This window comes from Lentzea sp. NPDC102401 (assembly GCF_044765805.1).
GTDB classification, from domain to species: Bacteria; Actinomycetota; Actinomycetes; order Mycobacteriales; family Pseudonocardiaceae; genus Lentzea; species Lentzea sokolovensis.
In genome coordinates this window covers 69,375-93,998 of sequence record NZ_JBIWKS010000005.1, presented here as the reverse complement: position 1 = coordinate 93,998, position 24,624 = coordinate 69,375, and the positions used below count along the sequence as shown (strand labels likewise).

Below are 24,624 nucleotides of genomic sequence, written 5' to 3'. Positions count from 1 at the left end.
GACCGACCGACCCCGGATGCGCGCTCGTGGCGTGCGCGCCGAGACCGGACCGCATGGTTCGCGTGATCGTCGTCGACGACGAGGAACTGGTGCGCTCGGGTTCCGCCTGATCCTGCGGGCGGCGGGGGACATCGAGGTCGTCGCGACGGTGACGGGCGCGCAGGCGGTCGAGGAGGTGAGCCTGCACCGCCCGGACGTCGTGCTGTTCGGCATCCGGATGCCCGGCGTCGACGGGCTCACGATCCTGCGGCAGCCGCGCGGCTCCCCGAAGCCGCCGGTGGTGGCGATGCTCACGACGTTCGACTCGGACGAGTACATCGCGGCGGCGCTGCGGTCGGGGCGCGGCCGGGTTCCCGCTGAAGGACACCGCGCCGGACCAGCTCGCGCAGTTCGTCCGCACGCTCGCGGCGGGTGGTGTCGTGCTGTCGCCGAAGGTCACGCGCACGGTGGTGGACGGGTATCTGGGCTCGGGCGCCGGGAAGTGCGGCCACCGAGCTGACCCCGCAGCCGACCTTGTCCGATGTGGACGGACTGGTCGCGGGCAGCGGCATCGAGGCCACGCTGACCGGGTCCGCTCCCGCCGGCATCGACTCGGCGTGCCAGCGCACGGTCTACCGGACGATCCAGGAGGCCCTCACCAACGTTCGCAAGCACGCCCCCGGCAGCACGGCCCACGTCGAGATCGCGCACGACACCCATCTCACCGTGACCGTCACCAACACCGCGCCGACCCGCCCGACGCTCGCGTTGCCCAGCGCCCGGCACGGACTCGTCGGCCTCCAGGAACGGGCGGCCCTGCTCGGCGGGGTGATCACGTCCGGCCCGGCGCGGGACGGAGGGTTCCGGCTCCAGCTGCGGTTGCCCCTCACACGCTGACAATTCACCTAAACCGGGACGCGGCGCTGTACGTACACCCAGACAGGAGCGGATCTCAGTCCGGTAACGAGAGGGCGCCACATGGGCAAACACCACGATGACCACCGCCGTGGCAAGGTGATCGCGGGCGCCGTCGGCCTCGTCGCCGTGGTGATCACCGCTGCGACGTTCACCGCGAGCCAGGCGGCGCCCGACCAACGCACGGCACCCGAGCAGGCCACCGAGACGTTGCGGGAGAAGGCTTCCGTGCCGGGAACCGCGTGGGCCGTCGACCCGGCGACGAACGAGGTCCTCGTCACCGCCGACAGCACGGTGACCGGCGCCAAGTGGGACAACCTCGTGTCCACGGTCAACGCGATGGGCGCCGGCGTGAAGCTGCGGCGCATCGCCGGCACGTTCCAGCTGTTCGCCGAGGGAGGCGACGCGATCTTCGCCGGCAACAGCCGCTGCTCGCTCGGCTTCAACGTCGTCACCGGGGACGACCGCCCCGCCATCCTCACCGCCGGCCACTGCACGGCCGCGGGCAGGCAGTTCTCCCTGACGCAGGGCGGAAGGGCCGCCGCCACCGTCGTCCGGTCGACGTTCCCCGGCAACGGCGACTTCGCCCTGCTCACCTACAACGACCGCAACGCCAACGCGCCCAGCGAGGTCGACACCGGCAACGGCCGCAAGGTGCGGATCCAGCGCGCCGCCGAGGCCCGCGTCGGCACGCAGGTCCAGCGGATGGGCAGCACGACCGGACTGCGCGACGGTCGAGTGACGGGGTTGAACGCCACGGTGAACTACCCCGAAGGCCGTGTCACCGGCCTGATCCAGACCACCGTGTGCGCGGAGGGCGGCGACAGCGGCGGACCGCTCTTCACCGCCAACGGCAACGCGATCGGCCTGACCTCCGGCGGCAGTGGTGACTGCCGCAGTGGTGGCGTGACGTTCTTCCAGCCGGTCACGAAGGCGCTCGCCGCGGTCGGCGCTCGCATCCCCTGAGTGCCCGGCGGCGGCCCGGTTGCCGGTGGTGCGGACCTGCCGCACTGGCTCGGTGTCACCGGGAAATCGCCTGCGCGAAGGCGAACACGTGGTCCGGGTCGTACTTCGCGGCGACGTTCTGCAACCGGGCGAGGTTGCCGCCGTAGTACGCCTGCGCCCACTGCGGCATCTGCGGGTCGATGTAGTTGACGTAGCCGGTGTCGCCGACCAGCGCGCCGAGGCCGTCGCGGATCTTCGCGAGCTTCGTGCGGGCTTCGTCGGCGGCCTCGGGTGGCGTCTTGAGGTAGATCTGGACGTTCGCGAGAGCCGTGCGGTGCGGGAACGCGGTGGCGTCCGGCGCGACGTCGGCCACCGCGCCACCTAGACCATCGAAGATCAGGTACGTCTCGTCCGACTGGCCCGCCAGCAGGTTCACCGCCTTCGCCGGGTCGCTGATCGGCTCGCGCACCACGCGGGAGGACGCCACGGCCGACTCGCGGGCGATCGGGCCGCCCGCGAAGTACTGGGTGGCCTCGGCGTAGGTCTGCGGCTGGATGAACCGGGAGGCGGGGGCGGGCAGGCCACCCAGCAGCGCGGCCAGGTCGCTGACCGAGCCGATGAAGCAGCCGCCGATCCGGCAACTCGGCTGGGCACCGCCGCGCACGACGACGTTGGACCACAGTTCGTCGGGAGCCTGGGCGATCCACGTCTGCCACGCGCCGAGAGCGTCCGCGGCACCGGTCGGGTACGACAGCGAGAAGACGGTGACGTCCGGCGCGGGCACGGTCGCGAACACGAACTCCGTGACGATCCCGAAGTTGCCGCCACCACCGCCGCGCAACGCCCAGAACAGGTCGGGCTCCTGCTGGGCGGACGCGGTGAGCAGTCGTCCGTCCGCCATCACGACCTGCGCCGACACCAGGTGATCGCACGTCAGCCCGTACTTGCGGGAGAGCACGCCGATGCCGCCGCCGAGCGTGAGCCCCGCGACCCCGACGGACGGGCACGTGCCGGTCGGCAGGCACCGGCCGGACGCCGCCAACGTCTTCGCCACGTCACCGAGCGCGGCGCCGGAACCGACGCGGACCTGGTCACCCGGCAGCACCTCGATGCCGGCCAGCCCGCGCACGTCGATCTGCAGACCACCGGACGGCGACGAGTACCCGGCATAGCTGTGGCCTCCGCTGCGGGCCGCGATCGCCACCCGTCCGCGAGCCGCCTCGACGCACGCCCGCACGTCCGCGGCAGAACCGACCTTGGCGACGGCGGCGGGTTTCTGGCCGTCCCACACGGGGTTGAAGCCCTGGTAGGCGAACCCGTCGTCGCCCGCCAGCACGAGCCGGCCGGACAGCTTGGAGCGCAAAGCGGTCCAGTCGGGCGGTCCACTCGGAACGGACGAACTGGACGGTGGCGCAACCGGGGGAGTGGGGGAGGTGCAGGCCGCGAGGGCGGCACCGGCACCGGCGAGGCCCGCGACCTTCAGAAACCTGCGTCGATCCACCCGGCCCATGGTGGCACGCCATGATCACCCGTGCAGGTTGTACGACCTGAGGTGGACTTTCATCCCCGACCGCAGCGTGATGACGGCTGACGAGCCGTAGATCCACTCTCGGGTGGTGACCTTGAGCAGCAGTGCACGAATGACGGCGGTGGTGGCGGCCGCGGGGATGATCCCGCTGACCTTCGCCTCTCAAGCCCAGGCGACACCGGACCTCGGGTGGGGTGCGTGCGACAAGCCAGTCGCGCAGGGAGTCGAATGCGGCACGCTCACCGTGCCGATCGACTGGGCGCGACCCGGCCAGGGCACGGTCGGGCTGCGCGCCTACCGGTGGAAGACCGAGAACAGCAGGGGAACCATCCTGGGCTTCCCGTCCGGCCCTGGACAGCCCGGTGACTTCACGTTCGGCACCCTGCGGCCCGCCCTGCCCGGCTACGACCTGATCGCGCTGGACCCGCGCGGTGTCGGCGAGAGCCACCCGATGACCTGTGACGTGGCCAAGATCCTCAAGATCCCGTACGTGCCGCCGACGGATGCCGGGGCGTTCGAGGCGCTCAAGAAGAACCAGAAGACGTTCTGGTCGACGTGCACGACAGGCGTCAAGGACCTGGACAGCCACCTCGACGCCTACAGCACCGCGAACGACGCAGACGCGTTGCGCAAGGCCGTGGGTGCCAAGCGGGTCAACGTGTACGGGCTCTCGTACGGCACGTTGCCGGCCGAGCGGTACCTGGAGAAGTTCGGGCAGCACGTCGACGGCTCGGTCATCGAGGGCGTGATGAACCCGGACCAAGGCCGCAGGGAGTTCATGACCACGGCCGCGGCGGGCGTCGAGGCGATCTTCGCGAAGTTCACCCAGTGGTCCGCCGAGACGCCGGACAGCGCGCTGCACGGCCAGAACCCGGCCGACGTGTTCCGCAAGGCCCAGCAGAACGCCGGCAGTCTTCCGGGGAGGTTCTTCGGCTTCCCGTGGTCGGACGTCATGATCACGCGCTACTTCGAGATCTTCGCGCCGCGCGACTTCGCCGAGGTGGCGAAGGGGCTGCGCGATCTCGCGGACGGGCGCACCCCGTTCCCCGACGAGCCCGGCGGTGAGCCGCTGCCGCGGAGGTTCGAGTACGCGGATCCGAACACCTGCTCGGACTGGCCGTTCGCGGTGCCGGCCGTGGAGGACGCCCGCGCGGATCTGGCGTCGGCCAGGAAGGCCGCGCCGGTCGTCGGGTACTCGACGAACTCCAGCAACTACAGCTCGATCTGCGTCGGCGGCCCGAGGACCGGACGGCCGAAGCCGGTGTCCTCGCGCAGCACGCACCCCACGCTGCTGCTGAGCAACTCGCTCGACCCGGCGACGCCGAAGGTCTGGGCGGACGCGGTGCAAAAGCAGCTGGGGCGCAAGGCGATCCACGTCGTCACCGATCAGGTCGGCCACGGCGGCGGCATGGACGACCCGGTGACGCTGAAGAAGGTCCAGGACTACATGGCCAGCACGACCCGGCCATGACCCTTGCGGTGCCAGGCGTCCGTGACGTCGGCGAGCGGCACCACCTCGTGATCGACGGTGAGCGCGCCCTCCGCGGCGTGCCGGGCGATCACCGAGATCGCGTCGGCCCGCTGCTGCGCGGTCAGCTCGTTGTTCGTGTAGCCGGACAACCGCAACGACCGGCTGCGCAACGTGGACGAGGTGATCGGCGACGTCTCACCCGCCGAACCGCCGAGATTCACCCACCGGCCGCCTGGGCGCAACGCCTGGGCGGCCGCGGCGGCGGGTTCCCCGAACAGCGGATCGATCAGCAGGTCGGCGCTCTGAGCCGCCACGTCTTCCAGCGTGACCACGACGTCGGCTCCGGCCCGTGCCGCGCGTTCACGGCCTTCCTCGGAACGCGCCGCGGCGATCACCCGTCCGGCACCGGCAAGACGCGCGAGCTGGATCGCGGACTGCCCGACCGCGCCGCACCCGAGCACGATCACGGTCTCCCCGGCGACCAGCTCACCCCGCCACGTCAACGCCATGTACGCGGCGACGGCGGACAACCCGAGCGCGGCCATCAGCACCGGATCGACGTCCGGCAGGAACACCAGGTCTTCCTGGCGCGCCAACGCCTTCGCGGCCATGCTGCCGTCTCCCGGCGCCATCCCGGCAGTGGTGGGAAACCACACGGTCCGCCCGTTGACCGTCCCGATCCCCTGCACGCCGGGCACGTACGGCGTCGCGGGCACCCCGAAGTAGGAGGTTCCACTGGCGCACAACAGGTCCAGCGGCGTGATGGGCGCCGCGAGCACGTCCACGACGACCTCGCCGGAAGGCTCGCCCCGGTCAGCGAGCGACGGCGGCTGACCGGGACGAACGACTAGTGCGGCGCGCACGGCTGCAGGACGAAGTCGTACTCGGCGAGCACCCAGGGCACCTCGGACAGCCCGCCGTCCGGGGTGACGCCGGGTTCGCGCGGCACGAACCTGACCACGAGCTCCTGCTTGGTGCCGAACACGACGTCGCTGTCGAGGTACTCGGCGCCCTCCTCGAACAGGTGCGTGATCAGCGGCTCGAACCCGTCGGCGGTGAGCAGGAAGTGCACGTGCGCCGGGCGGAAGTGGCTGATCTCGGTCTGCTCGATCAACGCGCCGACCGGCCCGTCCATCGGGATCGAGTAACCCTTCGGCGTGATCGTCCGCACGCAGTAGCTGCCGTCCGGTTCGGCACGGTACTTCGCCCGCAACCGCGCTTCGTCGACGTCGAGCTGGGCCTCGTACGCGCCGTCGGCGTCGGCCTGCCAGACGTCGAGCACGGCCCCAGCCACCGGCGACCCGTCGAGCGAACGCACGGTTCCGGTGAGGTAGAGCGGAGTTCCGGTCACGTCGTCGGACATGTCACCGCCGAACCCGAGTTCGGGGGAGCCGTCGATGTGGAACGGCCCGAGCACGGTGGCCGGCGTCGCCTCCGGCGCGAACTGGTGGTTCATCTGCACGACCAGCATGCTCAGCCCGAGCACGTCCGAGGCCAGGATGAACTCCTCGCGCTTCTCGTCACTGATCTGCCCGGTCGCGGTGAGCCACTGGATGGCGGCCATCCACTCGGCCTCGGTGAGCCGCACCTCGCGGGCGAAGTCGTGCAGGTGCCGGACGAGCGCGGTCATGAGCAGCGCGGTCCGCGGGTCCTTCGCGGAGGCCCAGCGCTGCTCGGCGAGCGCGGTGATGTTGTCCTCGGTCACGAGCTGCATTGCTCACTCCTCGACAGGTGCTACGGACCTGGTGTTCTCATCGACTGAAAGGAAGATCTGGTTGGCGACGGGATTGCGCAGCTCCTCCGCGAGCTGCCCGATCAGTCCGGCGGTGCGGGCCAGCAACGCGAAGCCCCGCAACAACTCCAGCGGCAGGCCGAGGTCGGCCAGCACCGCGCCGCACGTGCCGGCACCGTTGAGCGGCAACGTCCTGCCGAGCACCTGCGGATGAACGCGCCCGATCGCGGCGAACAGCGAGAGGTGCGGCCCGACCAGGCCTTCCTCCTCGGCGATCTCGAACAGGCGCGGCGTGCGGGGATCGCCGTTCTTGTGCACGTGGTGGCCGAGTCCGGGAATGCGCGCTTTCCCCTGCGCCCGAATGGTTTCCAACGCGAGGGCGTCCCAGTCCTCCCGGGGCGCGTGGGCGCTGACCACGGCGTTGAGGAACCGGCCGGCGTCCTCGGTGACGCCGAGGAACCGTGAACCGCCGCCCAGCAGCCCGGCGGCGAGCGCGCCCTGCACGGAGTCGGGCGCGGACAGGAAGGTGAGTCGGCTGACGATCGCGGTCGGGGTGAACCCGTGGTCGGCGAGCGCGGCCAGCACCGCCTCGAACAGCCGCGTCTCGCCGGGGCTCGGCCTGCGCTGGGTGGCGAGCCAGAACGCCAGCTCACCGAACCCGACGGTGCCCATCACGTCCCGCGCGAGATCCTGCCCCAGCAACGTGATCGTGTCCGGTGTCGACGCGCCGAGCGCCGTTTCATAGACGGTCAAAGGTTCTCCTTCGGCCTGGCGGCGAGATCGGCGTCGTGGTCGCTCAAGTCCGGGTGGACCGTCACTGCTCCTCCTTCAACCACTTGCGCAGCTCGTCGCCGTGTTCGTTCAGTTCCGGTGGCGGCAGTTCGTAGACGGCCGGGGTCTCCGAGAAGCGGATCGGGTGCCGGGTCGTCGGCACGTCCCCGACCACCACGACCGGGTCGAGCCCGAACCGTTCGGCCATCGCGAACCCGCCGTCGATCGTGTTGATCGGCCCGCACGGCACCCCGGCCGCCACGAGCAGGTCGAACCACTCGACGGCGCCACGCGTTCGCAGCCGTTCCAGCAGGATCGGCCGCAACTCCTCGCGGTTGCGCGTGCGGTCGGCGTTGCGCGCGAACCGCGGGTCGTCCGGCACCTCGGACAACCCCAGCACCTCGCACAACTTCCGGAACTGGCCGTCGTTGGCGGCCGCGATGATCAGGTCGTTGTCGGCGGTCGGCAGCGGCTCGTAGGGGAACACGCTGGGATGCGCGTTGCCCATCCGGAACGGCACGACCCCACCCGCGACGAACGCCGAGCTGTGGTTCACCAGGCCGGTCAGCGCCGACGACAGCAGGTTCACCTCGACGAGCTGGCCCTGCCCGGTCTGATCGCGGTGACGCAGTGCCGCGAGGATGCCGATCACGGCGTGGTTGCCCGCCATCACGTCGAACACCGAGATGCCCGCGCGGTACGGCGGTCCGTCCGGATCACCGGTCAGGCTCATCAGCCCGGAGATCGCCTGCACCATCAGGTCGTACCCGGGAACGTGCTTTCCTTCCCCGGAACCGAATCCCGTGATCGACGCGTAGATCACCCGCGGGTTGTCCGCGCTGACGCTCGCGTGGTCGAGCCCGTACTTGGCCAGGCCACCGGGCTTGAAGTTCTCGATCACCACGTCCGCGCGCCGGGCGAGCTCACGGCCCAGCGCGGCGTCTTCCGGCGAGCGCAGGTCGAGCGCGATCGACCGCTTGCCCCGGTTGACGCCGAGGTAGTAGGTCGAGACGTCCTCGCGCACCGGCGGCATCCACGTGCGGGTCTCGTCGCCGGCCGGACCTTCGACCTTGACGACCGAGGCGCCCATGTCGGCCAGCAGCATGGTCGCGTACGGGCCCGCCAGCACGCGGGAGAAGTCCGCGATGAGCAGGCCTTCGAGTGGACCACCCATCAGACGGACGTCCTGGTGTCGCCGCGGTACTCGGTGTAGGTGTACGGGTTGTCCAGCACCTTGGACTCCGGGACGTCCGGGTTCATGCCCTTCGCCCACGCCTCCTCGCCGAGCCGCGCCCGCAGGTGGTCGACGGTGCCGGAGACCTGGGTGCGGATGGAGTCGAGGTCGACGCCGACGAGCTGGTGGTCGCGCTTCACGATCCGCCCGTCGACGATCACGGTGTCCACATCGGACCGTTGGGCCTGGAACGCCACATGTCCGTACGGGTTGAGGATCGGGAACATCGCGGGGGAGTTCTCGTTGCGCAGCAACACGACATCGGCCTTCTTGCCGACCTCCAGGCTGCCGAGGTCGTCCGCCCGTCCCAGCGCCCGCGCGCCGCCCATCGTCGCCCACTCCACGACCTGCTGGGCTCGCAGCGACGAATGCGTCACGGTGTCGTTCCTGCCGTGCGCTTCCATGTGCTCGCGCGATCGGTCGGCGCCCAACGTCGTGCGCATCGCCGAGAAGAGGTCACCGCTCCACCACACCGACGTGTCCATCGACAGCGACACCGGGATGCCGTGCTCGCGGATCGCCCAGGTGGGCGGGTAGCCCTGGCCCGCGCTCTGCTCGCTCTCGGTCGACACGGAGATCGACCCGCCGGTCGCCGCGATGCGGTGGTAGGAGTCGGCGGACAACGTCGCCGCGTGCACGTAGATCGACTGCGGCGTCATGAACCCGTTGTCGTACATCAGCCTGATGCCGTCGTCGTTCGTCGCGCCCCACACGCCCGCGTGCGTCGTGACGGGAACGCCGAGCTCCCGCGCGACCTCGAAGGCGGGCTTCTCGGGGAACGACGGGTCGCCGGTCACGTCGAACGCGAGCTGGAAGCCCAGCATGTCGTCGCCGGTGATGCGGCGGGAGACGAAGTCCCGGAACTCGGGTGTGGCGGTCCAGGCGGCGGGGCTGTCCTGGATGTTGCCGTACGCCAGCACGAACCGGCCGGGCACCGCCTGCAACGCGTCGACGGCGGCGTCGGCGTGCTCGGTGGTCTGCAGGCCGTGCGACCAGTCGACGGTCGTGGTGACACCGGCGTCGAGGGCCTCGGCCGCACCCAGGAGGTTGCCGGCGTGGATGTCCTGCGGCCGGAAGACCTTGCCCCACTCCAGGTAGTACCAGACGAAGTACTGCGTGAGCGTCCAGTCGGCGCCGTAACCGCGCATCGCCGTCTGCCACATGTGCCGGTGCGTGTCGATCATGCCCGGCATGACGATGCCGTTGGTGGCGTCGACCTCGACGGTCCCCTCCGGCACCTCCAGCCGGGGCCCGATCGCGGCGATCCGGTCGTCCACGACGAGCAGGTCGTGATCGACGAGGGGCGCACGGCCGTCCATGGTCAGGACAGTGCCGTTTCTCAGGACGACGGAACTCATCGGGAACTCCTTGACCGTCTGGCGGACAGGTGTCCGTTGAATCGTCAACCTTCAACGGCCTCAGGTCAACCCTCAGGACGCGACGACCTCGTGCGGCACCGTGCCGAGCCGGGCGAAGTCGGCGCTGATCTCACCCGCGACCTGCAGCAGGAGCGGCAGGTGGTGCTCGACCATGTGCTCGACCGACGTCTCGGACGCGTGGCAGTTGACGTTGATCCCGGCGACGACCGTGCCGTTCCCGTCGCGCAACGGCGCCGCGACCGAGCGGATGCCCAGCGCGAGCTGCTCGTCGGTCAACGCCCATCCGCGCGCCCGCACGTCCCGCAGTTCGGCGTCGCGCTCGGCCACGTCCGGCCGCCACTTCGGTGTCAGCCCCGACCGGGTCGGCTGCGCGAGCACGGCCTCCAGTTCGGCCGGTGGCAACGCGGCGAGCTGCACCTTTCCCAGCGAGGTCGGCAGCGCCGGGAACCGCGTGCCGATCTGCACGGACAGCGTCACGATCTTCGGCACGGCGACGCGGGCGACGTAGATGATGTCCGACCCGTCGAGTTGCGCGATCGACACCGACTCGTTCGTGCGGGCGCACAGGCGCTCCATGTGCGGGCGCGCCACGTCCCAGAGGCCCATCGACCGCACGTACGCGACGCCGAGTTCGAGCACCCTCGGCGTGAGCGCGAAGCCGCTCTCGCTCTGCCGCACGTACCCGAGTTCGACCAGCGTCAGCAGGATGCGGCGCGTGGTCGGCCGCGCGAGCCCGGTGGCCGTGGCGACCTCGCTGAGCGTCATCACCGGGCGCAGCGGCTGGAACGCGCGGATCACGTCCAGGCCGCGGGCGAGCGCCTCGATGAAGTCGGGGCCGGTGTCAGGGCGAGCAGGCATGTGCCCACGATATCGGACACTTGTCCGTTAATGCGTGAGGTGTTTGCCGAGGTACTGGCCGGTGAGGCTTTGAGACGCCTGCACGAGTTGCTCCGGTGTGCCGGCGGCGACGATCGTGCCGCCCGCCGCGCCACCACCGGGCCCCATGTCGACGACGTGGTCGGCGTTGGCGATCATGTCGAGGTCGTGCTCGATGACGACGACCGTCGCGCCCCTGTCGGTGAGGCGCCCGATCACCGACAGCAGCGTGCGGATGTCGAGCGGGTGCAGGCCGACGCTGGGCTCGTCCAGCACGAACAGCGCGTTCGCCTGGTCGCGGTCGAGTTCGGACGCGAGCTTGAGCCGCTGGGCCTCGCCGCCGGACAACGCGGTCGTGGCCTCGCCGAGCGTGAGGTAGCCCAGGCCGAGGTCGATCAACGACCGCAGCCGGGTGCGGACCCGGCGCATGTCCCCGACGTGTTCGACGGCCTGCCGGACGGTCAGCGCGAGCAGTTCGGGCAGCGTGAGTCCGTCGTCGGTGCGGCGGTACTCGCTCGCGGCGGGGGAGTAGCGGCTGCCCGCGCAGTCCGGGCAGGCGATGTCGACGTCCGGCAGGAACTGCACGTCGAGCGAGACCTCGCCGGTGCCCTCGCAACGCGGGCAGCGCAGCGAACCGGTGTTGTAGGAGAAGTCGCCGGCGGTGAGCCCGTCCGCGTTGGCCGCGTAGGCGCGCCGGAGGTCGTCCAGCACGCCGCTGTAGGTGGCGACGGTGGAGCGGACGTTGACGCCGATCGGGGTCGCGTCGACCACGTTCACCCGCGTGACGGCCCCGGCGTCGATCTTCGCGATCCACGCGGGCAGCGGGGAACCGGAGTTCTCGGCCTCCAGCGCCGGCACGAGGCTTTCGAGGACCAGTGTGGTCTTCCCCGACCCCGAGACCCCGGTGACCGCGGTGAGGCGCCCCTGCGGGAGGTCGAGGTCCAGGGCCTGGACGGTGTGCAACGGGCGAGTGGCGAGGTGGATGCGCCCGTGCTCGAACATCTCGTCCGCACCGACCCGAGGCCGCACGACGACCGGTTCGCGGCCCACGAGAAAGCCGCCCAGCAACGAGTCCGGATCCTCCGCGAGCGCTCGGACGTCTCCGGTCGTCAGGACCCGTCCGCCTTCCGCGCCGGAACCGGGGCCGATCTCGATCAGCCAGTCGGCCTCGCGCAGCACCTGGACGTCGTGGTCCACCAGCACCACGGAGTTGCCGTCCCGCAACAGGTCCCGCACGACGCCGAGCAGTCCGTCCACGTTGGACGGATGCAGACCGATCGAGGGCTCGTCCAGGACGTAGAGCACGCCGGTCGTCTGGTTGCGCACCGCCCGCGCGAGCTGGACGCGCTGCCGTTCGCCGGTGGACAGGGTCGAGGACGCCCGATCGAGGCTCAGGTACCCCAACCCGAGTTCTACCAGCCGTCGCGCGGTCTCCAGCAGTTGGCTGACGATGCTCCTGGCCATCGCGATCATGTCCGGCGGCAGGGACTTCTCGACCTGCGGCGCCCAGGTGACCAGGTCGTCCAGGGTCATGGCGGTGGCTTCGGCGAGGTCGATCCCGTCGACCCGCGGCGCCAGCGCCTGCTCGCTGAGCCGGGTGCCGTGGCACGTCGGGCAGGTCTGGGTGGTGATGAACCTGTTGACGCGGTTCAGGCCGCGTTCGGTGGTGGCGTTGTCCAGCGCCTCCTGGACGGCCAGCCTGGCGTTGCGGTAGGTGAAGTTCAGGTCGAACAGCCTGCCGTTCTTCGACGGCACGCGGATCTTCCGCTTCTCCGCCGGTCCGTGCAGGACGATCTCGCGCTCCTGGTCGGTCAGATCCGCGAACGGCACGTCGGTGCGCACGCCGAACTCCCCGACCACCTCGGGCATCACGGCCAGCCCGAACAACGACCACGGCGCGACGGCCCCGCCCGCGATCGTGAGCGACGGATCGGGGACCAGCCGGGCCTCGTCGATCTCCCGGACCACGCCGGTGCCGGTGCAGTGCGGGCACGCGCCGTCGGAGTTGAACGCCAGCGCCTCCGCACCAGGAGCGGAGAACGTGACACCGCAGACCGGGCAGGTCAGCGGCACTTCCATGGCCACGTCGATCGTCGGCGCCTGCGCGTGGCCGTTCGGGCAGCGGTGCGACGCGAGCCGGGAGTACAGCAGGCGCAGCACGTTGAGCAGCTCGGTCGAGGTGCCGAACGTGCTGCGCACCCCCGGCACGCCCGGCCGTTGCCGCAGGGCGAGCGCGGCCGGGACGTGCCGCACGCTGTCGACGGCCGCGCGCGGCGCCTGGGACATCCGGCGCCGGGTGTACGTCGACAACGCCTCGACGTAGCGCCGCGATCCCTCCGCGTACAGCACCCCCATCGCGAGCGACGACTTCCCCGAACCGGACACGCCCGCGATGGCGACGAGTTGACGCAGCGGCACCGTGACGTCGACGTCGCGCAGGTTGTGGACCCGCGCGCCGCGCACCTCGATGGCCAGAGGCTGTTCCTGCATTCGTCGAACCTACGGCCTGGAGACCGTTTCCTCCGTGCGACGCGAGCGAAGACTGGTCAGCGTGACGACGCCCAGCGTGACCACGATGACGCCCAGCGAGACCGGCGTCGGGATCGTCGGCACGGCCGGCCAGACGCCATGTGCCCAGTGCAGCACCAGCTTCACCCCGATGAACGCCAGGATGATCGCGAGGCCGTGGTTGAGGTGCACGAGCTTGGCGAGCAACGACTGCAGCACGAAGTACAGCGCGCGCAGGCCGAGCAGCGCGAACGCGTTGGTGGTGAACACCAGGTACGGGTCCTCGGTGATGCCGTACACCGCGGGCACCGAGTCGATCGCGAACACGACGTCGGTCGCGAAGATCGCCACCACCACGATCGCGAGCGGCGTGAGGGCGCGCTTCCCGTTCTCGCGGACGATCATCTTCGTGCCCCGGTAGTCGTCGGTGACCGGCATCAACCTGCGCAGCAGCCGCACCGACCGCATCTTCGAGGTGTCCTTGGCCTCGGGGTGACCGGCGAGCGCCGTCTGCAGGATCTTCACCGCCGAGACGAGCAGCACGAGCCCGAACACGAGGAACGCCCAGGTCCCGGCCGACAGCATGGCGGCGCCGGCCGCGATGAAGATGCCGCGCAGCACCAACGCGCCGACGATGCCGTAGAGCAGCACGCGTTGCTGGATCTCCGCCGGCACGCTGAACGCGGCCAGCAGCAACATGAAGACGAACAGGTTGTCCACCGAGAGGGACTTCTCCACCACGAACCCGGTGACGAACTCCAGCGACTGGCCGCTGCCGAACTCGAACCACAGCCACAGCCCGAACACCAGTGGCAGCGTCAGGTAGAAGACCGACCAGCCCGCGGCCTCCTTGACGGACACCTCGTGCGGGCGGCGCGTGACCAGGAAGTCGACCACCAGCAGGGCGAGCAGCGCCGCGATGCTCACGAACCACAAACCGGGCGACGCCACGGATTCCACGGGCACAGGTCCTCCTCGAACACGATCGTCCGAGGTCTCCTTCACCCGGTGCGGGTGGCCTCCCGAGGACGTCATCGGACGTCCGTACTGACCGGGCAGGCGCTTGGGAAGTACTCCCCTCGCCGCGAAGCATAGGTAAAGGACTGGTAATGCTCAAGTAAGAGGAGTCGTGGCTTGCATCTCAAGTGGCTTGAGGTTCGACACTGGCCTCATGGACGACATCAGGCTGTACGCGATCGGAGAGGTGGCGCGGCGCACCGGGCTGAGCGTGAGCGCCATCCGGTTCTACTCCGACGAGGGGATCGTGACGCCGGCCGACGTCACGGCTGCCGGGCACCGGCTCTACGACGTGCACGCCATCGCACGGCTGGAGTTCGTCAGCACGTTGCGCGAGCTGGACGCGGGCCTGGAGGACATCCGGCGACTGCTGGACGGCCGGGTGACGCTGTCCGAACTCGCCACCGCGCACCTGTCCCGGTTGGACGACCAGGCCCGGCGCATCCGGTCGAGACGGGCGGTGCTGCGGACGATCGCCCGGCAGCACACCGAGGCCGACCAGGTGATCCTCATGCACAAGCTCGCCGGGATGTCCGACGACGAACGCGACCGGTTGTTCGACGACTTCTGGAACGAGATCAGCGAGGGCCTCGAAGTCAGCCCCGAGTTCCTCGGGCTCATGCGCAACGGCCGTCTGGTCCTGCCGGACGAGCCGGCCACCGAGCAGTTGGAGGCGTGGATCGAGCTGGCGAACCTCCTGCGGGACGCGGACTTCCGCCGTGAGGTGAAGAAGGCGTTGCTGGAGACCTTCTCCGGCCCCGGCGCCGCGATGATGACGTCGGCGGAGATGGTGGGCGTGTTCGAACGGGGAGGCGCGATCCTGGTGCGGGCGCAGGAGGCGCAGCGATCCGGTGCCCCGGCGGACTCACCGCTGGGGCGCGAGATCGCCGGTCTCTACACCGCTCACATGGGGGAGATCACCGAGATTCCGGACAGTTCCGAGTACCGCGCGAAGCTGGCGACCGACGTGCTCGGCATCGAACGGATGTACCTGGAGTCGCTGGAGGAGGCCGCCACGTCCGCCGATCCGTACACCCGGTACCAGTCACTGGTGGCGATCATCGACGGGACGTCGCAGGAGGCCGCGGAGTTCATGCCGTTCGCCTGGCTGTCCGCAGCACTCAAAGCCGCTGCATCTCTGAGCGACTCATGACACCTTCCGTGTCCCCCGTAGGAGCTACACGCGAATGTCCACCGCGCGGGGACGTTCCTGGCGCACGAAATCCCTAGCGTTCCGGTCATGCGATTTCTGAAGCAGTTGGCCGTGGTGGTGCTGGTCTCCTTCGCCGGTGGCGCGGCGGTGCAGGCGGTGACCTGGAACGCGCCGCTCACGTTGATCCTCGGCGTGGCGGCGGCGGTGCTGGCACTGGCCGCGTACGCGTGGGTGGTGCGCAAGACCGAACACCGCGAACCCGTGGAGGTCGCGCGGAAGACGGCTCCAGCGGCGCTCGGCAGGGGTGTCCTGATCGGACTCGCGATGTTCCTGGCGGTGATCGTGAACATCGCGTTTCTCGGCGGCTACGAGATCCGCGGCTGGGGGTCGCTGTCCGGCGCGATCGCGATCTTCGGGTTCATGGCCGCCGCCGCGGTGACGGAGGAGCTGATGTTCCGGGGTGTGCTGTTCCGGATCGTCGAGGAGCGTCTCGGCACGTGGATCTCGCTGGGGCTCAGCGGGGTGCTGTTCGGGCTGGCGCACTACTTCAACCCGAACGCCACGCTGTGGAGCTCGTTCGCCATCGCGGTCGAGGCCGGGTTCATGCTCGCCGCCGTGTACGCCGCCACGCGCAACCTGTGGGTGCCGATCGGGGTGCACTTCGCGTGGAACTTCGCCCAGGGCGGCATCTTCAGCACCAGCGTGTCCGGTCAGGACGCTCCGCAGGGGCTGCTCGACGGCGTCACGTCCGGGTCCGCGATCGTCACCGGCGGCGGGTTCGGGCCGGAGGCGAGCGTGTACTCGCTGCTCACCGGGCTGGTGGTGACGGTCGTGTTCCTGTGGCTGGCGAAGCGCCGGGGCAACCTGGTGCCGCGCCGGGGCCGTGCCGCGTCGGCCGCTACGCTCGGCGCGTGATCAGCCTCCAGCGGTGGCGCGGCTGGGACGTCCGCGTCCAGGACGCGCCGCTCGCGCTGCTGATCGTGCTGGCATCGGTGGTGCCCGCGTTGCACGACAAGGGCACCCAGCTCGGCGGCCTGCCGAACCGGCCGTTCGACGCTCTCGCGATCGCGGTGATCGCTCTCGAGTGCCTGCCGCTGATCCTGCGCCGCAAGTGGCCCCTGGTCTGCCTCGCGCTGGTGTCGATCGCGTTCGCCGTGGACCAGTTGCAGGGCTACCACACCGTCGGCGGAATAGCGTTGCCCATCGCGCTCATCAGCACCGGCCTGCACCTGTCGCATCACCGGCGCGCCACCGTGATCGCGGCCTCGGCGGGGTACGTGGGGCTGGCCGTCGGGCTGGACCTCCGCGGATCGACCGAGGGCGTGGCCGGGTTCGTGACGTTCTACCTGGCACTCGCCGCCGCCTGGGCCATCGGCGCGTGGCTGCGGCTCTCGCGCAGTGCCGAGGAGGAACGCCGCCGGCACGTCGCCGCGGCCACCCGTGTCGCCGAACGGACCTCCATCGCCCGTGAACTGCACGACGTGGTGACGCACCACGTGACGGCGATGGTGGTGCAGGCGGAGGCCGCGCGGTACCTGACCGCGGCGCCCGAGCGGCTGGACCAGACGTTGCAGGCGATCACCGACACCGGCCGGCGGTCGCTGACCGACCTGCGGCACCTGCTCGACCTGCTGAACCCGGACCACAGCCCCGAATCGGTCGGGGACCTGCGCACGCTGGTCGAGCAGACGCGGCTCGCCGGGCAGCCGATCGAGTTCGCCGAGGAGGGCGAGGCGGTGCGGGACGCGGGCAGCGCCGAGGCCGTCGCGTACCGGGTCGTGCAGGAAGCGCTGACGAACGCGCTGAAGTACGCGCACGGCAACCAGACGAACGTGTACGTGCGTTACGGCGAAAGGGAGATCACCGTGGAGGTCGGCACCGAGGGCGCCAGGTCGTCCACAGCGGTCGGAGGCAGCGGGCGCGGCCTGGCCGGGCTGCGCGAGCGCGTCGACGTGCTGGGAGGCGAGTTCTCGGCGGGACAACGGGCCAGCGGCTTCGTCGTCCACGCGCGCATCCCCGCGGGGAACCCGGCGTGACCGCACCGGTCCGGGTGCTGGTGTGCGACGACCAGGCGCTCATCCGCACCGGGTTCGCCACGATCATCGACTCCCAGCCCGACCTGGAGGTCGTGGGGGAGTGCGGGGACGGGCGCGCGGCGGTCCAGTTGGCCCGCGAGCTCGATCCCGACGTCGTCGTGATGGACGTGCGCATGCCGGTGCTCGACGGCATCGGGGCGACCCGGCTGCTGGCGGGCGCCGGCGTTCCCGATCCCGTCAAGGTCCTCGTGGTGACGACGTTCAACCTGGACGAGTACGTCTACGAGGCGCTACGGGCCGGTGCGAGCGGGTTCCTGCTCAAGGACGCGCCCCCGGCCCAGTTGCTGCAGGGCATCCGGACCGTCGCGAGCGGCGCCGCCCTGCTCGCGCCGGAGGTGACGCGCCAGCTCGTCGGCAGGTTCGCGGCGCGCATCCGGCCCGCCGAGGAGGTCGCGCAGACCCAGCTCGCGCCGCGTGAGCTGGAGGTGCTCCGGCTGATCGCGGAAGGTCTGTCCAACAGCGAGATCGCCGCGGCGCTGGTGATCAGCCAGGAGACGGTGAAGACGTACGTGTCCCGCATCCTCACCAAACTCGACCTGCGCGATCGCGTGCAGGCCGTCGTCTACGCCTATCGCCGCGGCCTGGTGACCTGAGCCTTACCGGGTGATTACAAGACGTGACGTGATCGTCACGAAGCGATAAGAACCTGGGCATGAGAATCCCTGCCATCGTGTCCACCGTTCTGGCCGTGGGCGCGCTTCTGACACCAGCGGCCGCGGCCGACCGTCCCCTTTGGTTCACCTCGTGGGCGCAGTCGCAGCAGCACCTCGCCCCTGTGACGTTGCACGACCAGTCGATGCGGATGATCACCCACCTCAGCCAGGGCGGCAGTGCGGTCCGGATCCGGGTGCAGAACACGTTCGGCACGCAGCCGTTGACGATCGACCGCACGACCGTCGCTCTGAGCGTCGGCGGCGCGGCGGTGGAGGGCACGCGCGACGTGACGTTCGGAGGCCGCCGCGCGGTCACGATCCCGGCCGGAGGCGAGCTGTGGAGCGACCGGACGACCGTGACCACCAAGCCCGGCACCGATCTCGCCGTGAGCATGCACGTCGCCGGTGACGTCGTGCCCGGCCGGCACGAGTCGGCGTTCCGCGAGAACTACCTGACCCCGGCCGGCTCGGGCGACCACACCACCGACGCCGGTGCCGCGTACACCGAGAAGACCCAGTCGACCTATCTGGTCAGCGCGGTCGACGTGGTCAACCCGCTGCTGAAGGGAACGATCGTGCCGTTCGGCAGCTCGGTCGTCGACGGCGTGGGCAGCACCAACTGCGGCCCGGGCTGCACCGAGCTCGGCACCAGCAAGCGATGGGCCGACGTGCTGGCCCGCCGGATCGTCGCCTCGTCGCGTCCCCAGCTCGCGGTCGCCAACGCCGGCATCAGCGGCACCACGAGCGCCGTCTGCCCGAACACCCCGGCGCCGTTCGTCGGCCTGGATGCGTTGTCGCGCCTGGAAAGGGACGTTCTCGCGCTGCACGGCGTCACGGACGTCATCTACTACTACGGCACGAACGACCTCGCGAACGGCTGCACCGCCGCAGAGATCTTGACCAGCTACCGCACGGTGTTCGAACGGCTGCGCAAGGCCGGGATCTCCGTGCACGTCACCCCGATCACGCCCCGACCTGGCTACAGCGACCAGAACAACGTGGACCGTCACGCCGTCAACGACTTCGTGAAGCGCGGCGGCGACTGCTCGGACGCCTGCGCGTCGGTGCAGGACTTCGACCAGGTGCTGGAGGACCCGATCAGGCCGAACGCCGTCAACCCGCGGTACGACACGGGTGACGGCGTGCACGCGAACATCGCGGGGCAGCAGGCGATCGCCGACTACATCGCGCTGGAGGACCTGGGCTAGCGCCGCCCGCCGCCCGCGCTGTAGGCGACGATCCCGGCCACGAACAGCGCCGCCGCGGTCCACGTCGTCGCCGCGTCGTCCGGGGAACCGAGCGGCCACGTGACGATCCGGCCGGTCAGCGACCCGCTCGGCGGCATGATCGCCGCCACCGCCCACCACAGCACGGGGGCGGTGGCGGCGAGCCGGGCGCCCGCCACCGTCGCCGCCAGTCCCGCCAGGCCGATCATGCCCGCCGTGTCGCGCAGGACGAACGCCGCGTCGAAGCGCTCAGAACCGAGTTGCTGCACCAAGAACACCGAGGCCGCGGCCACCGCTGTGGCGAACAGGAGGTGCCCGAGCCTCCACACCGGCCAGGGAACCGCGGTCGACCTGTCGAGTTCCGGGTCCTGGCCCGCGAGGCCGGCCGTGGCCACCAGCACGGCGGCCAGCGATGTCAGCGAAGCGCTCAACGGCGTCCACGGCGAATGCAGCGCTGACCAGGCGATCAGCACCACGACAGGCAGGAGCACCAGCGCCGCGGGCACCGCGCGTGACTGCGCGTACAACGCGAGCGGCCTCATCAGCTTGCCTTCAGCACGTCGAGCACGCGTTCGGAGTCCTGGCACGTGAGCAACATCTGCCGTGCCCGCGCCACCCGGTTCAGCTGTTCCCGCGCGGATTGGCCGCGAAACTGCTGCCAGGCCTGGTCGATCTCCGCGCGCAGCCTGCTGTTGTTCCACATGAGCGGTTCGGAGGCCAGCTCGGCCAGGTCGCCGTTGAAGTAGCCGGCGGTCAGGTAGCGGACGACGCCTTCGGAGGTGCTGATGGTGTTCGGGCCGGAGCATCCCGCCACGCCCGCTCCGGAGAGCAGTTCGAGACGCAGCTGGTCGTCCGTCATGGTCAGCACGCGGGGATGCCCCTGCGACGGCACGTAGACGGTCTTCTGGTCGCGTTGTGGCGCGGTGAGGTGCGCCATCGGCGACGTGTCCTCCCTGATCTCGGTGGGCGCGTCCGGCAGGACGGCGAGCTTGGCCAGCACGTCCCGGCCCACCGCCGCGGTCCTGGGCAGGTCGTCCGCGTGCGCCCGGCTCAGGCACACCTTCCCCTCGCAGACCAGCCTGCTCGCGATCGAGTCCGCCACGAGCACGTCGGAGTACTTGACCGGCATGATCGACAGGGCGAGGACGGCGGCCAGCCCGGCCGGCACGAGTGCCGCGAGCCGTCCGAGATGGGTCCGTGCGACGAGCAACAGGAACGCCGTCACGCCCAGGCCGGTGAACCACGCGATCTGGCCGAGGTCGACGGAGGTCGAGGTCGTGACGAGGTCGGAGCTCGGCGCGTCCATGACGGGCGTGAGCAGAGCCAGAGCGGAGATCTCGTCGCCGGGGGTGGTGACCTCGAGCGCCCGGCCGGCCGTGGTCGCGACCATGAACGTCGCCACCAGAGCCACCGGCGCGGTCAGCGGGTGCGGCAGGAGCCGGCCGACCGCGAGTCCCAAGAGGACACTCGACGCCAGGGCGAGCACGACGGTCAGCAGGAGCGGGACGAACCCGGCGGAGACGAATCCGCCGCCGAACGCGACGTTGGCCACCAGTCCCGCGCAGAGCAGCGCCGTCGCGACCGCGACCACGCCCGCCACGGCGCAGGCGAGGGTGCCGAGCCTGACCCAGCCGGGACGGGAGGTGGCGGCGAACAGCTCGGTCACCCGCGCACGGTTGTCCCGCATGCCCTGGAAGACGGCCAGTCCGACGACGAGCGCCCACACGTAGGCCAGCGGCAGCCGGAGCCCGAGCACCGCCGACGTCGAGTTGCCCGTCCACCGCACGCCCGACGACATGACCAGTGCGAGCATCCCGGTGCCGGAGACCAGGACGAGCAGCCCGGCCCACAGCGCGGTCGAGCGCCGCAGTTCGATGCGCAGCGCGGTCACCAGGCACCCCCGGCGGGATTCGCGCTGATCAGCGCCGAGTACCCGCGCTCGATCGGGGTGTCGCCGACGTGCGTGCCCGTTCCCGCGGCGGTGAGATCGGCAGGAGTTCCCTGGAACACCAGGGAACCCTCCGACACGAGCACCACGTCCGTGCACGCGGCCGCGACGTCCTCGACCAGATGCGTCGAGATCAGCACGCAGGCCTGCTGGCCCAGTTCGGCGACGAGCTCGCGGAACCGCAGCCGTTGCGCGGGATCCAGCTCGACCGTCGGCTCGTCCAGCAGCAGCACTTCGGGGTCGTTGACGATGGCCTGCGCGATGCCGGCCCTGCGGACCATGCCGCCGGACAACGACTTCATGCGGTCCTCGGCGCGGTCGGTCAGCCCGACCCGCTCCAGCGCGGTGCGCACGGCGCCGGGAATCCGCGCGGACGGCACCTCCTTGAGCCACGCCAGGTACTCGACGAACTCCCGCACCTTGAACCGCTTGTAGTAGCCGAAGTGCTGTGGCAGATAACCGAGCCTGCGCCGCACGGTCCTGAGCTTGCCGTCAGCCGGCGTGCCGAGCAACGACAACGTTCCCGCGGTGGGGGACCGCACCGTCGCCAGCGTGCGGATCAGCGTCGTCTTGCCCGCGCCGTTCGGGCCCAGCAGCCCGTGCACGCCCCGGCCGAGCCTCAGACTGAGCCCGTTGACGGCGTTGCGGCCGTTGCGCCCACCCACGCGCACGACCAGGCCGTCGGCTTCGATCGCCTGCATCCCGTTCTCCCTCAAGTGGTCCGGTCTTGATGGGCAAGACGGCGTCGGGGCGCCTGAGGTTCTCGGAATGCTGTGACGCCGGTCACCGCGCCGGGACAGCGGGATACCGTGGACGAGGCCAAACTCAAGTTGTTCAACAGCTTCAGTGTTGACCGAAACTAATCCACCGACGGCCGCAGCCCCACCGCGAGCGTCAGTTCCAGAACCCGCAACGGAGACCCGAGATCCGGGAACAGGTCGCGCAGCTGCCCCATCCGGTATCGAACGGTCTGCGGGTGCACGAACAGAGCCGCCGCCACGTCCTCGCGACGGCCCTGGTGCAGCAGCCAGGCGCGCAACGTCTCCTCCAGCTTCTGCGCGGAGGTGGGCGGCAGTGCCAGCAACGGGGCGAGCGCGCGTGCTCGCAGGTCGGCGTACGCGTCGGGGTCGGCGCTCAGCACGAGAGCGGCGAGGTGCTCCTCGGTGTCGCGGATGTCGGGGGAGAGCGAGCGCGCGCGTACGGCTCGTGCGTACGAGGCGGTGGCACGCGTCCACGGGCGTGCCGGGCCGACGACGGCGGAACGGCTGACGAGCTGTCGTAGCAGGTGGGAGCGGTCGGTGTCGGGGACGAAGAGCACGCCGGTGGAGTCGGGCAGGTCGTCCAGGACCAGCGTTCCGGGGTCGAGCAGGCGGTAGGCGGGGCGGGCCTGGAAGGCGGGCAGCAGGACCGCCGTCAACGTGGTGGGCGGCTGCCATCCGGCCCGATGCGCGGCCGCCTGCAGGACCTCGGTGCTCGAACCGGCCAGCAGGTCGCGGGCGAGTTGTTCGAGGTGACGCTCGTGCGCCAGGCCTCGCGCGGCCAGTTCGTCGGCGTGGCCGGCGGCGCTGGCGGCGGAGAGTTCGTCGATGTAGGCGAAGGTCAGTTCGGCGAACTTCGCCACCTCCGCGGCGGGCAGCCCCGCTGGTACGGCGCCTGCGGCCAGACCTCGCCAGGCCACGCGGGCGCCGACTCGGTAGGCGCTCAGCAGGGCGTCCATCGAACGGCCGTCGCGCACCTCGCCGCGGCCGAGTTCGTAGGCCGCGTCGCCGGCGCCGCCGCCTCCGCCCGCGCCGCTGGCGAGGTCCAGGTACGCTCCCAGCGCCGTGCGGACGGCGCGGCGGATTGTGCCGCCCATGCGTCCGGAAAGTGCGTTGGCGTAGCTCGGCACCTCGTCGATGATGGCCCGGACCACCTCGTCGGCCGTCGTTTTCAGGGCCGCCCTCAGTGCGGTGACGGTCTTCTCGTCGAGGGCCAGTTCGGTGGCCCTCCGCATTGCGTGACTCACGATTTGTTCCCTGCGAACAATCCAGCCCGGCAGATTCACGTCCTACGGACAGGACTTTACGCCCTGGGGCTATCAAGCTGGAGTCATGACTAGTGCCGCCCTCCGCAGCAGGGCGTGGAAACTGCTTGAGTTGGTCACGACGCCGCTGCTGCCGTCCGACTACCTCGACCTGGTCAGCCCACTTCGAGCGGGTGCTGACCTGCGCGGCCGCATCGAGGCCGTGCACCGCGAGACAGACGATGCCGCGACCATCGTGATCAGGCCCGGGAAGGGCTGGCGCGGTCACGTCGCCGGTCAGTACGTCCGGATCGGGATCGACGTCGACGGCGTGCGACTGTGGCGTGCGTACTCGGTGACATCGCCGACGAGCCGCGCCGACGGTCGCATCACGATCACCGTGAAGGCCATCCCCGACGGCAAGGTCAGCAACCACCTGGTTCGCAAGGCCAAGCCCGGCACGGTCATCCAGCTCGACCAGGCCACCGGCGAGTTCGTGCTGCCCGCCGCCAAGCCCGCGAAGGTGCTCTACCTGACGGCCGGCAGCGGCATCACGCCCGTGATGGGCATGCTGCGCGACACGAAGTTCGCCGACGTCGTGATGGTGCACTCCGCGCCGCGCAAGGAAGACGTGATCTTCCGCAACGACCTGCACGACCTGGTGGCCGACAAGGCGCTGACGCTGGTCGAGCTGCACACCGACACCGACGGCATGCTCGACATCGCCGAGCTGGAGAAGCTCGTGCCCGACTGGGCCGAGCGCGAGACCTGGGCGTGCGGCCCGACCGGCCTGCTCGACGCCGCCGAGGAGCACTGGACGAAGCACGGTGTCGCCGAGCGCCTGCACATGGAGCGCTTCCGGCCCACCGTCGTCGTCGCCGGCGAGGGTGGCGAGGTCACGTTCGGCAAGACGGGCAAGACCGTCGAGGCCGACGGCGCGACGCCGTTGCTGAACATCGGCGAGGAGGCCGGTGTGCTGATGCCGTCCGGCTGCCGCATGGGCATCTGCTTCGGCTGCGTGACGCCGCTGAAGTCCGGCGCCGTGCGAGACCTGCGCACCGGCGACATCACCGAGGCCTCGGACAGCCCCACCGCCCACGTGCTCGTCCAGACCTGCGTCTCCGCCGCCGCGGGCCCTTGCGAACTCGAACGCTAGCGCCCGCCACAGACATTCGTTCCTCCCCCCGCGAA

At 70.5% G+C, this 24,624-nt stretch carries 23 protein-coding genes; 10 read left to right on the top strand and 13 right to left on the bottom strand.

What is annotated here, in order from left to right; all coding sequences use genetic code 11:
• The first annotated feature begins 16 nt into the window (after window positions 1–16).
• The 3 genes from ACIRG5_RS19450 (at window position 17) to ACIRG5_RS19440 (ending at window position 1,860) form a co-directional block, all read left to right on the top strand.
• Window positions 17–499 (top strand): response regulator transcription factor, encoded by a 483-nt coding sequence (locus ACIRG5_RS19450; protein ID WP_402906368.1) that lies wholly within the window; start codon window positions 17–19, stop codon window positions 497–499.
• A 23-nt stretch (window positions 500–522) separates the two neighbouring features.
• Window positions 523–876, top strand: coding sequence for a sensor histidine kinase (locus tag ACIRG5_RS19445; protein WP_402906366.1), 354 nt, complete (start codon window positions 523–525; stop codon window positions 874–876).
• Window positions 877–957: 81 nt separating this feature from the next.
• Window positions 958–1,860, top strand: coding sequence for a S1 family peptidase (locus tag ACIRG5_RS19440; RefSeq protein WP_402906364.1), 903 nt, complete (start codon window positions 958–960; stop codon window positions 1,858–1,860).
• 55 nt (window positions 1,861–1,915) lie between these two features.
• Here the strand turns inward: ACIRG5_RS19440 and ACIRG5_RS19435 are convergent, their stop codons facing one another.
• Window positions 1,916–3,349 (bottom strand): FAD-binding oxidoreductase, encoded by a 1,434-nt coding sequence (locus ACIRG5_RS19435; RefSeq protein ID WP_402906363.1) that lies wholly within the window; start codon window positions 3,347–3,349, stop codon window positions 1,916–1,918.
• Window positions 3,350–3,479: 130 nt separating this feature from the next.
• Between ACIRG5_RS19435 and ACIRG5_RS19430 the strand changes: the two genes are divergently transcribed.
• Window positions 3,480–4,838, top strand: a complete 1,359-nt coding sequence (locus ACIRG5_RS19430; protein ID WP_402906361.1) for an alpha/beta fold hydrolase — start codon at window positions 3,480–3,482, stop codon at window positions 4,836–4,838.
• Here the strand turns inward: ACIRG5_RS19430 and ACIRG5_RS19425 are convergent.
• The 8 genes from ACIRG5_RS19425 to ACIRG5_RS19390 all read right to left on the bottom strand — a co-directional run bounded on the left by ACIRG5_RS19425 (window position 4,811) and on the right by ACIRG5_RS19390 (window position 14,304).
• The gene (locus ACIRG5_RS19425) at window positions 4,811–5,701 is read right to left on the bottom strand and encodes a zinc-binding alcohol dehydrogenase family protein (RefSeq protein WP_402906359.1); all 891 of its coding nucleotides are present in this window, start codon (window positions 5,699–5,701) and stop codon (window positions 4,811–4,813) included. The two genes, ACIRG5_RS19430 and ACIRG5_RS19425, sit on opposite strands and share 28 nt — an antisense overlap.
• Complete coding sequence (locus tag ACIRG5_RS19420; RefSeq protein WP_402906358.1) at window positions 5,686–6,552, bottom strand: dioxygenase; 867 nt, start codon at window positions 6,550–6,552, stop codon at window positions 5,686–5,688. The genes ACIRG5_RS19425 and ACIRG5_RS19420 overlap by 16 nt, the downstream gene beginning before the upstream one ends.
• A gap of 3 nt (window positions 6,553–6,555) precedes the next feature.
• Complete coding sequence (locus ACIRG5_RS19415; RefSeq protein WP_402906356.1) at window positions 6,556–7,323, bottom strand: citryl-CoA lyase; 768 nt, start codon at window positions 7,321–7,323, stop codon at window positions 6,556–6,558.
• A gap of 61 nt (window positions 7,324–7,384) precedes the next feature.
• Window positions 7,385–8,515, bottom strand: coding sequence for a CaiB/BaiF CoA transferase family protein (locus tag ACIRG5_RS19410; protein ID WP_402906354.1), 1,131 nt, complete (start codon window positions 8,513–8,515; stop codon window positions 7,385–7,387).
• On the bottom strand, window positions 8,515–9,933 hold the full coding sequence (locus tag ACIRG5_RS19405; protein ID WP_402906352.1) for an amidohydrolase family protein: 1,419 nt from the start codon (window positions 9,931–9,933) through the stop codon (window positions 8,515–8,517). Before ACIRG5_RS19405 ends, ACIRG5_RS19410 begins: the two co-directional genes overlap by 1 nt.
• A 72-nt stretch (window positions 9,934–10,005) precedes the next feature.
• Complete coding sequence (locus ACIRG5_RS19400; protein WP_402906350.1) at window positions 10,006–10,812, bottom strand: IclR family transcriptional regulator C-terminal domain-containing protein; 807 nt, start codon at window positions 10,810–10,812, stop codon at window positions 10,006–10,008.
• A 27-nt stretch (window positions 10,813–10,839) separates the two neighbouring features.
• Window positions 10,840–13,320 (bottom strand): excinuclease ABC subunit UvrA, encoded by a 2,481-nt coding sequence (locus tag ACIRG5_RS19395; RefSeq protein ID WP_402906348.1) that lies wholly within the window; start codon window positions 13,318–13,320, stop codon window positions 10,840–10,842.
• 9 nt (window positions 13,321–13,329) lie between these two features.
• Window positions 13,330–14,304: a TerC family protein gene (locus ACIRG5_RS19390; protein ID WP_402906346.1), complete on the bottom strand. Its 975-nt coding sequence runs from the start codon at window positions 14,302–14,304 to the stop codon at window positions 13,330–13,332.
• Window positions 14,305–14,509: 205 nt separating this feature from the next.
• On the opposite strand from ACIRG5_RS19390, the gene ACIRG5_RS19385 reads away from it, so the two are divergent.
• The 5 genes from ACIRG5_RS19385 to ACIRG5_RS19365 all read left to right on the top strand — a co-directional run bounded on the left by ACIRG5_RS19385 (window position 14,510) and on the right by ACIRG5_RS19365 (window position 19,465).
• On the top strand, window positions 14,510–15,508 hold the full coding sequence (locus ACIRG5_RS19385; protein ID WP_402906344.1) for a MerR family transcriptional regulator: 999 nt from the start codon (window positions 14,510–14,512) through the stop codon (window positions 15,506–15,508).
• Between the two features lie 87 nt (window positions 15,509–15,595).
• A complete protein-coding gene (locus ACIRG5_RS19380) occupies window positions 15,596–16,423 on the top strand; it encodes a lysostaphin resistance A-like protein (RefSeq protein WP_402906343.1) in 828 nt (275 codons plus the stop codon).
• Window positions 16,420–17,544, top strand: coding sequence for a sensor histidine kinase (locus ACIRG5_RS19375; protein ID WP_402906342.1), 1,125 nt, complete (start codon window positions 16,420–16,422; stop codon window positions 17,542–17,544). Before ACIRG5_RS19380 ends, ACIRG5_RS19375 begins: the two co-directional genes overlap by 4 nt.
• Complete coding sequence (locus tag ACIRG5_RS19370) at window positions 17,541–18,197, top strand: response regulator (protein WP_402906340.1); 657 nt, start codon at window positions 17,541–17,543, stop codon at window positions 18,195–18,197. The genes ACIRG5_RS19375 and ACIRG5_RS19370 overlap by 4 nt, the downstream gene beginning before the upstream one ends.
• A gap of 59 nt (window positions 18,198–18,256) precedes the next feature.
• Entirely contained in the window at window positions 18,257–19,465 is a 1,209-nt protein-coding gene (locus ACIRG5_RS19365) for a GDSL-type esterase/lipase family protein (RefSeq protein WP_402906339.1), read from the top strand.
• On the opposite strand, the gene ACIRG5_RS19360 is transcribed toward ACIRG5_RS19365, so the two are convergent.
• The 4 genes from ACIRG5_RS19360 to ACIRG5_RS19345 all read right to left on the bottom strand — a co-directional run bounded on the left by ACIRG5_RS19360 (window position 19,462) and on the right by ACIRG5_RS19345 (window position 23,436).
• Entirely contained in the window at window positions 19,462–20,025 is a 564-nt protein-coding gene (locus ACIRG5_RS19360) for a hypothetical protein (protein WP_402906337.1), read from the bottom strand. The genes ACIRG5_RS19365 and ACIRG5_RS19360 overlap by 4 nt on opposite strands.
• Window positions 20,025–21,374, bottom strand: coding sequence for a hypothetical protein (locus ACIRG5_RS19355; protein WP_402906334.1), 1,350 nt, complete (start codon window positions 21,372–21,374; stop codon window positions 20,025–20,027). The genes ACIRG5_RS19360 and ACIRG5_RS19355 overlap by 1 nt, the downstream gene beginning before the upstream one ends.
• Window positions 21,371–22,132: an ABC transporter ATP-binding protein gene (locus ACIRG5_RS19350; protein ID WP_402906333.1), complete on the bottom strand. Its 762-nt coding sequence runs from the start codon at window positions 22,130–22,132 to the stop codon at window positions 21,371–21,373. The genes ACIRG5_RS19355 and ACIRG5_RS19350 overlap by 4 nt, the downstream gene beginning before the upstream one ends.
• A 158-nt stretch (window positions 22,133–22,290) precedes the next feature.
• A complete protein-coding gene (locus ACIRG5_RS19345) occupies window positions 22,291–23,436 on the bottom strand; it encodes a helix-turn-helix domain-containing protein (protein WP_402906331.1) in 1,146 nt (381 codons plus the stop codon).
• 85 nt (window positions 23,437–23,521) lie between these two features.
• Here ACIRG5_RS19345 and ACIRG5_RS19340 point away from each other — a divergent pair, with 85 nt between their 5' ends.
• The gene (locus ACIRG5_RS19340; protein ID WP_402906329.1) at window positions 23,522–24,589 is read left to right on the top strand and encodes a ferredoxin reductase; all 1,068 of its coding nucleotides are present in this window, start codon (window positions 23,522–23,524) and stop codon (window positions 24,587–24,589) included.
• Window positions 24,590–24,624: the final 35 nt, after the last annotated feature.

What these genes read in the sequence shown, in the direction of transcription:
- ACIRG5_RS19450 (WP_402906368.1), top strand. Translation starts at nt 17, where the DNA reads ATGCGCGCTCGTGGCGTGCGCGCCGAGACCGGACCGCATGGTTCGCGT.
- ACIRG5_RS19440 (WP_402906364.1), top strand. Translation starts at nt 958, where the DNA reads ATGGGCAAACACCACGATGACCACCGCCGTGGCAAGGTGATCGCGGGC.
- ACIRG5_RS19435 (WP_402906363.1), bottom strand. Translation starts at nt 3,349, where the DNA reads ATGGGCCGGGTGGATCGACGCAGGTTTCTGAAGGTCGCGGGCCTCGCC.
- ACIRG5_RS19430 (WP_402906361.1), top strand. Translation starts at nt 3,480, where the DNA reads ATGACGGCGGTGGTGGCGGCCGCGGGGATGATCCCGCTGACCTTCGCC.
- ACIRG5_RS19420 (WP_402906358.1), bottom strand. Translation starts at nt 6,552, where the DNA reads ATGCAGCTCGTGACCGAGGACAACATCACCGCGCTCGCCGAGCAGCGC.
- ACIRG5_RS19410 (WP_402906354.1), bottom strand. Translation starts at nt 8,515, where the DNA reads ATGGGTGGTCCACTCGAAGGCCTGCTCATCGCGGACTTCTCCCGCGTG.
- ACIRG5_RS19405 (WP_402906352.1), bottom strand. Translation starts at nt 9,933, where the DNA reads ATGAGTTCCGTCGTCCTGAGAAACGGCACTGTCCTGACCATGGACGGC.
- ACIRG5_RS19400 (WP_402906350.1), bottom strand. Translation starts at nt 10,812, where the DNA reads ATGCCTGCTCGCCCTGACACCGGCCCCGACTTCATCGAGGCGCTCGCC.
- ACIRG5_RS19395 (WP_402906348.1), bottom strand. Translation starts at nt 13,320, where the DNA reads ATGCAGGAACAGCCTCTGGCCATCGAGGTGCGCGGCGCGCGGGTCCAC.
- ACIRG5_RS19385 (WP_402906344.1), top strand. Translation starts at nt 14,510, where the DNA reads ATGGACGACATCAGGCTGTACGCGATCGGAGAGGTGGCGCGGCGCACC.
- ACIRG5_RS19380 (WP_402906343.1), top strand. Translation starts at nt 15,596, where the DNA reads ATGCGATTTCTGAAGCAGTTGGCCGTGGTGGTGCTGGTCTCCTTCGCC.
- ACIRG5_RS19365 (WP_402906339.1), top strand. Translation starts at nt 18,257, where the DNA reads ATGAGAATCCCTGCCATCGTGTCCACCGTTCTGGCCGTGGGCGCGCTT.
- ACIRG5_RS19360 (WP_402906337.1), bottom strand. Translation starts at nt 20,025, where the DNA reads ATGAGGCCGCTCGCGTTGTACGCGCAGTCACGCGCGGTGCCCGCGGCG.
- ACIRG5_RS19350 (WP_402906333.1), bottom strand. Translation starts at nt 22,132, where the DNA reads ATGCAGGCGATCGAAGCCGACGGCCTGGTCGTGCGCGTGGGTGGGCGC.
- ACIRG5_RS19340 (WP_402906329.1), top strand. Translation starts at nt 23,522, where the DNA reads ATGACTAGTGCCGCCCTCCGCAGCAGGGCGTGGAAACTGCTTGAGTTG.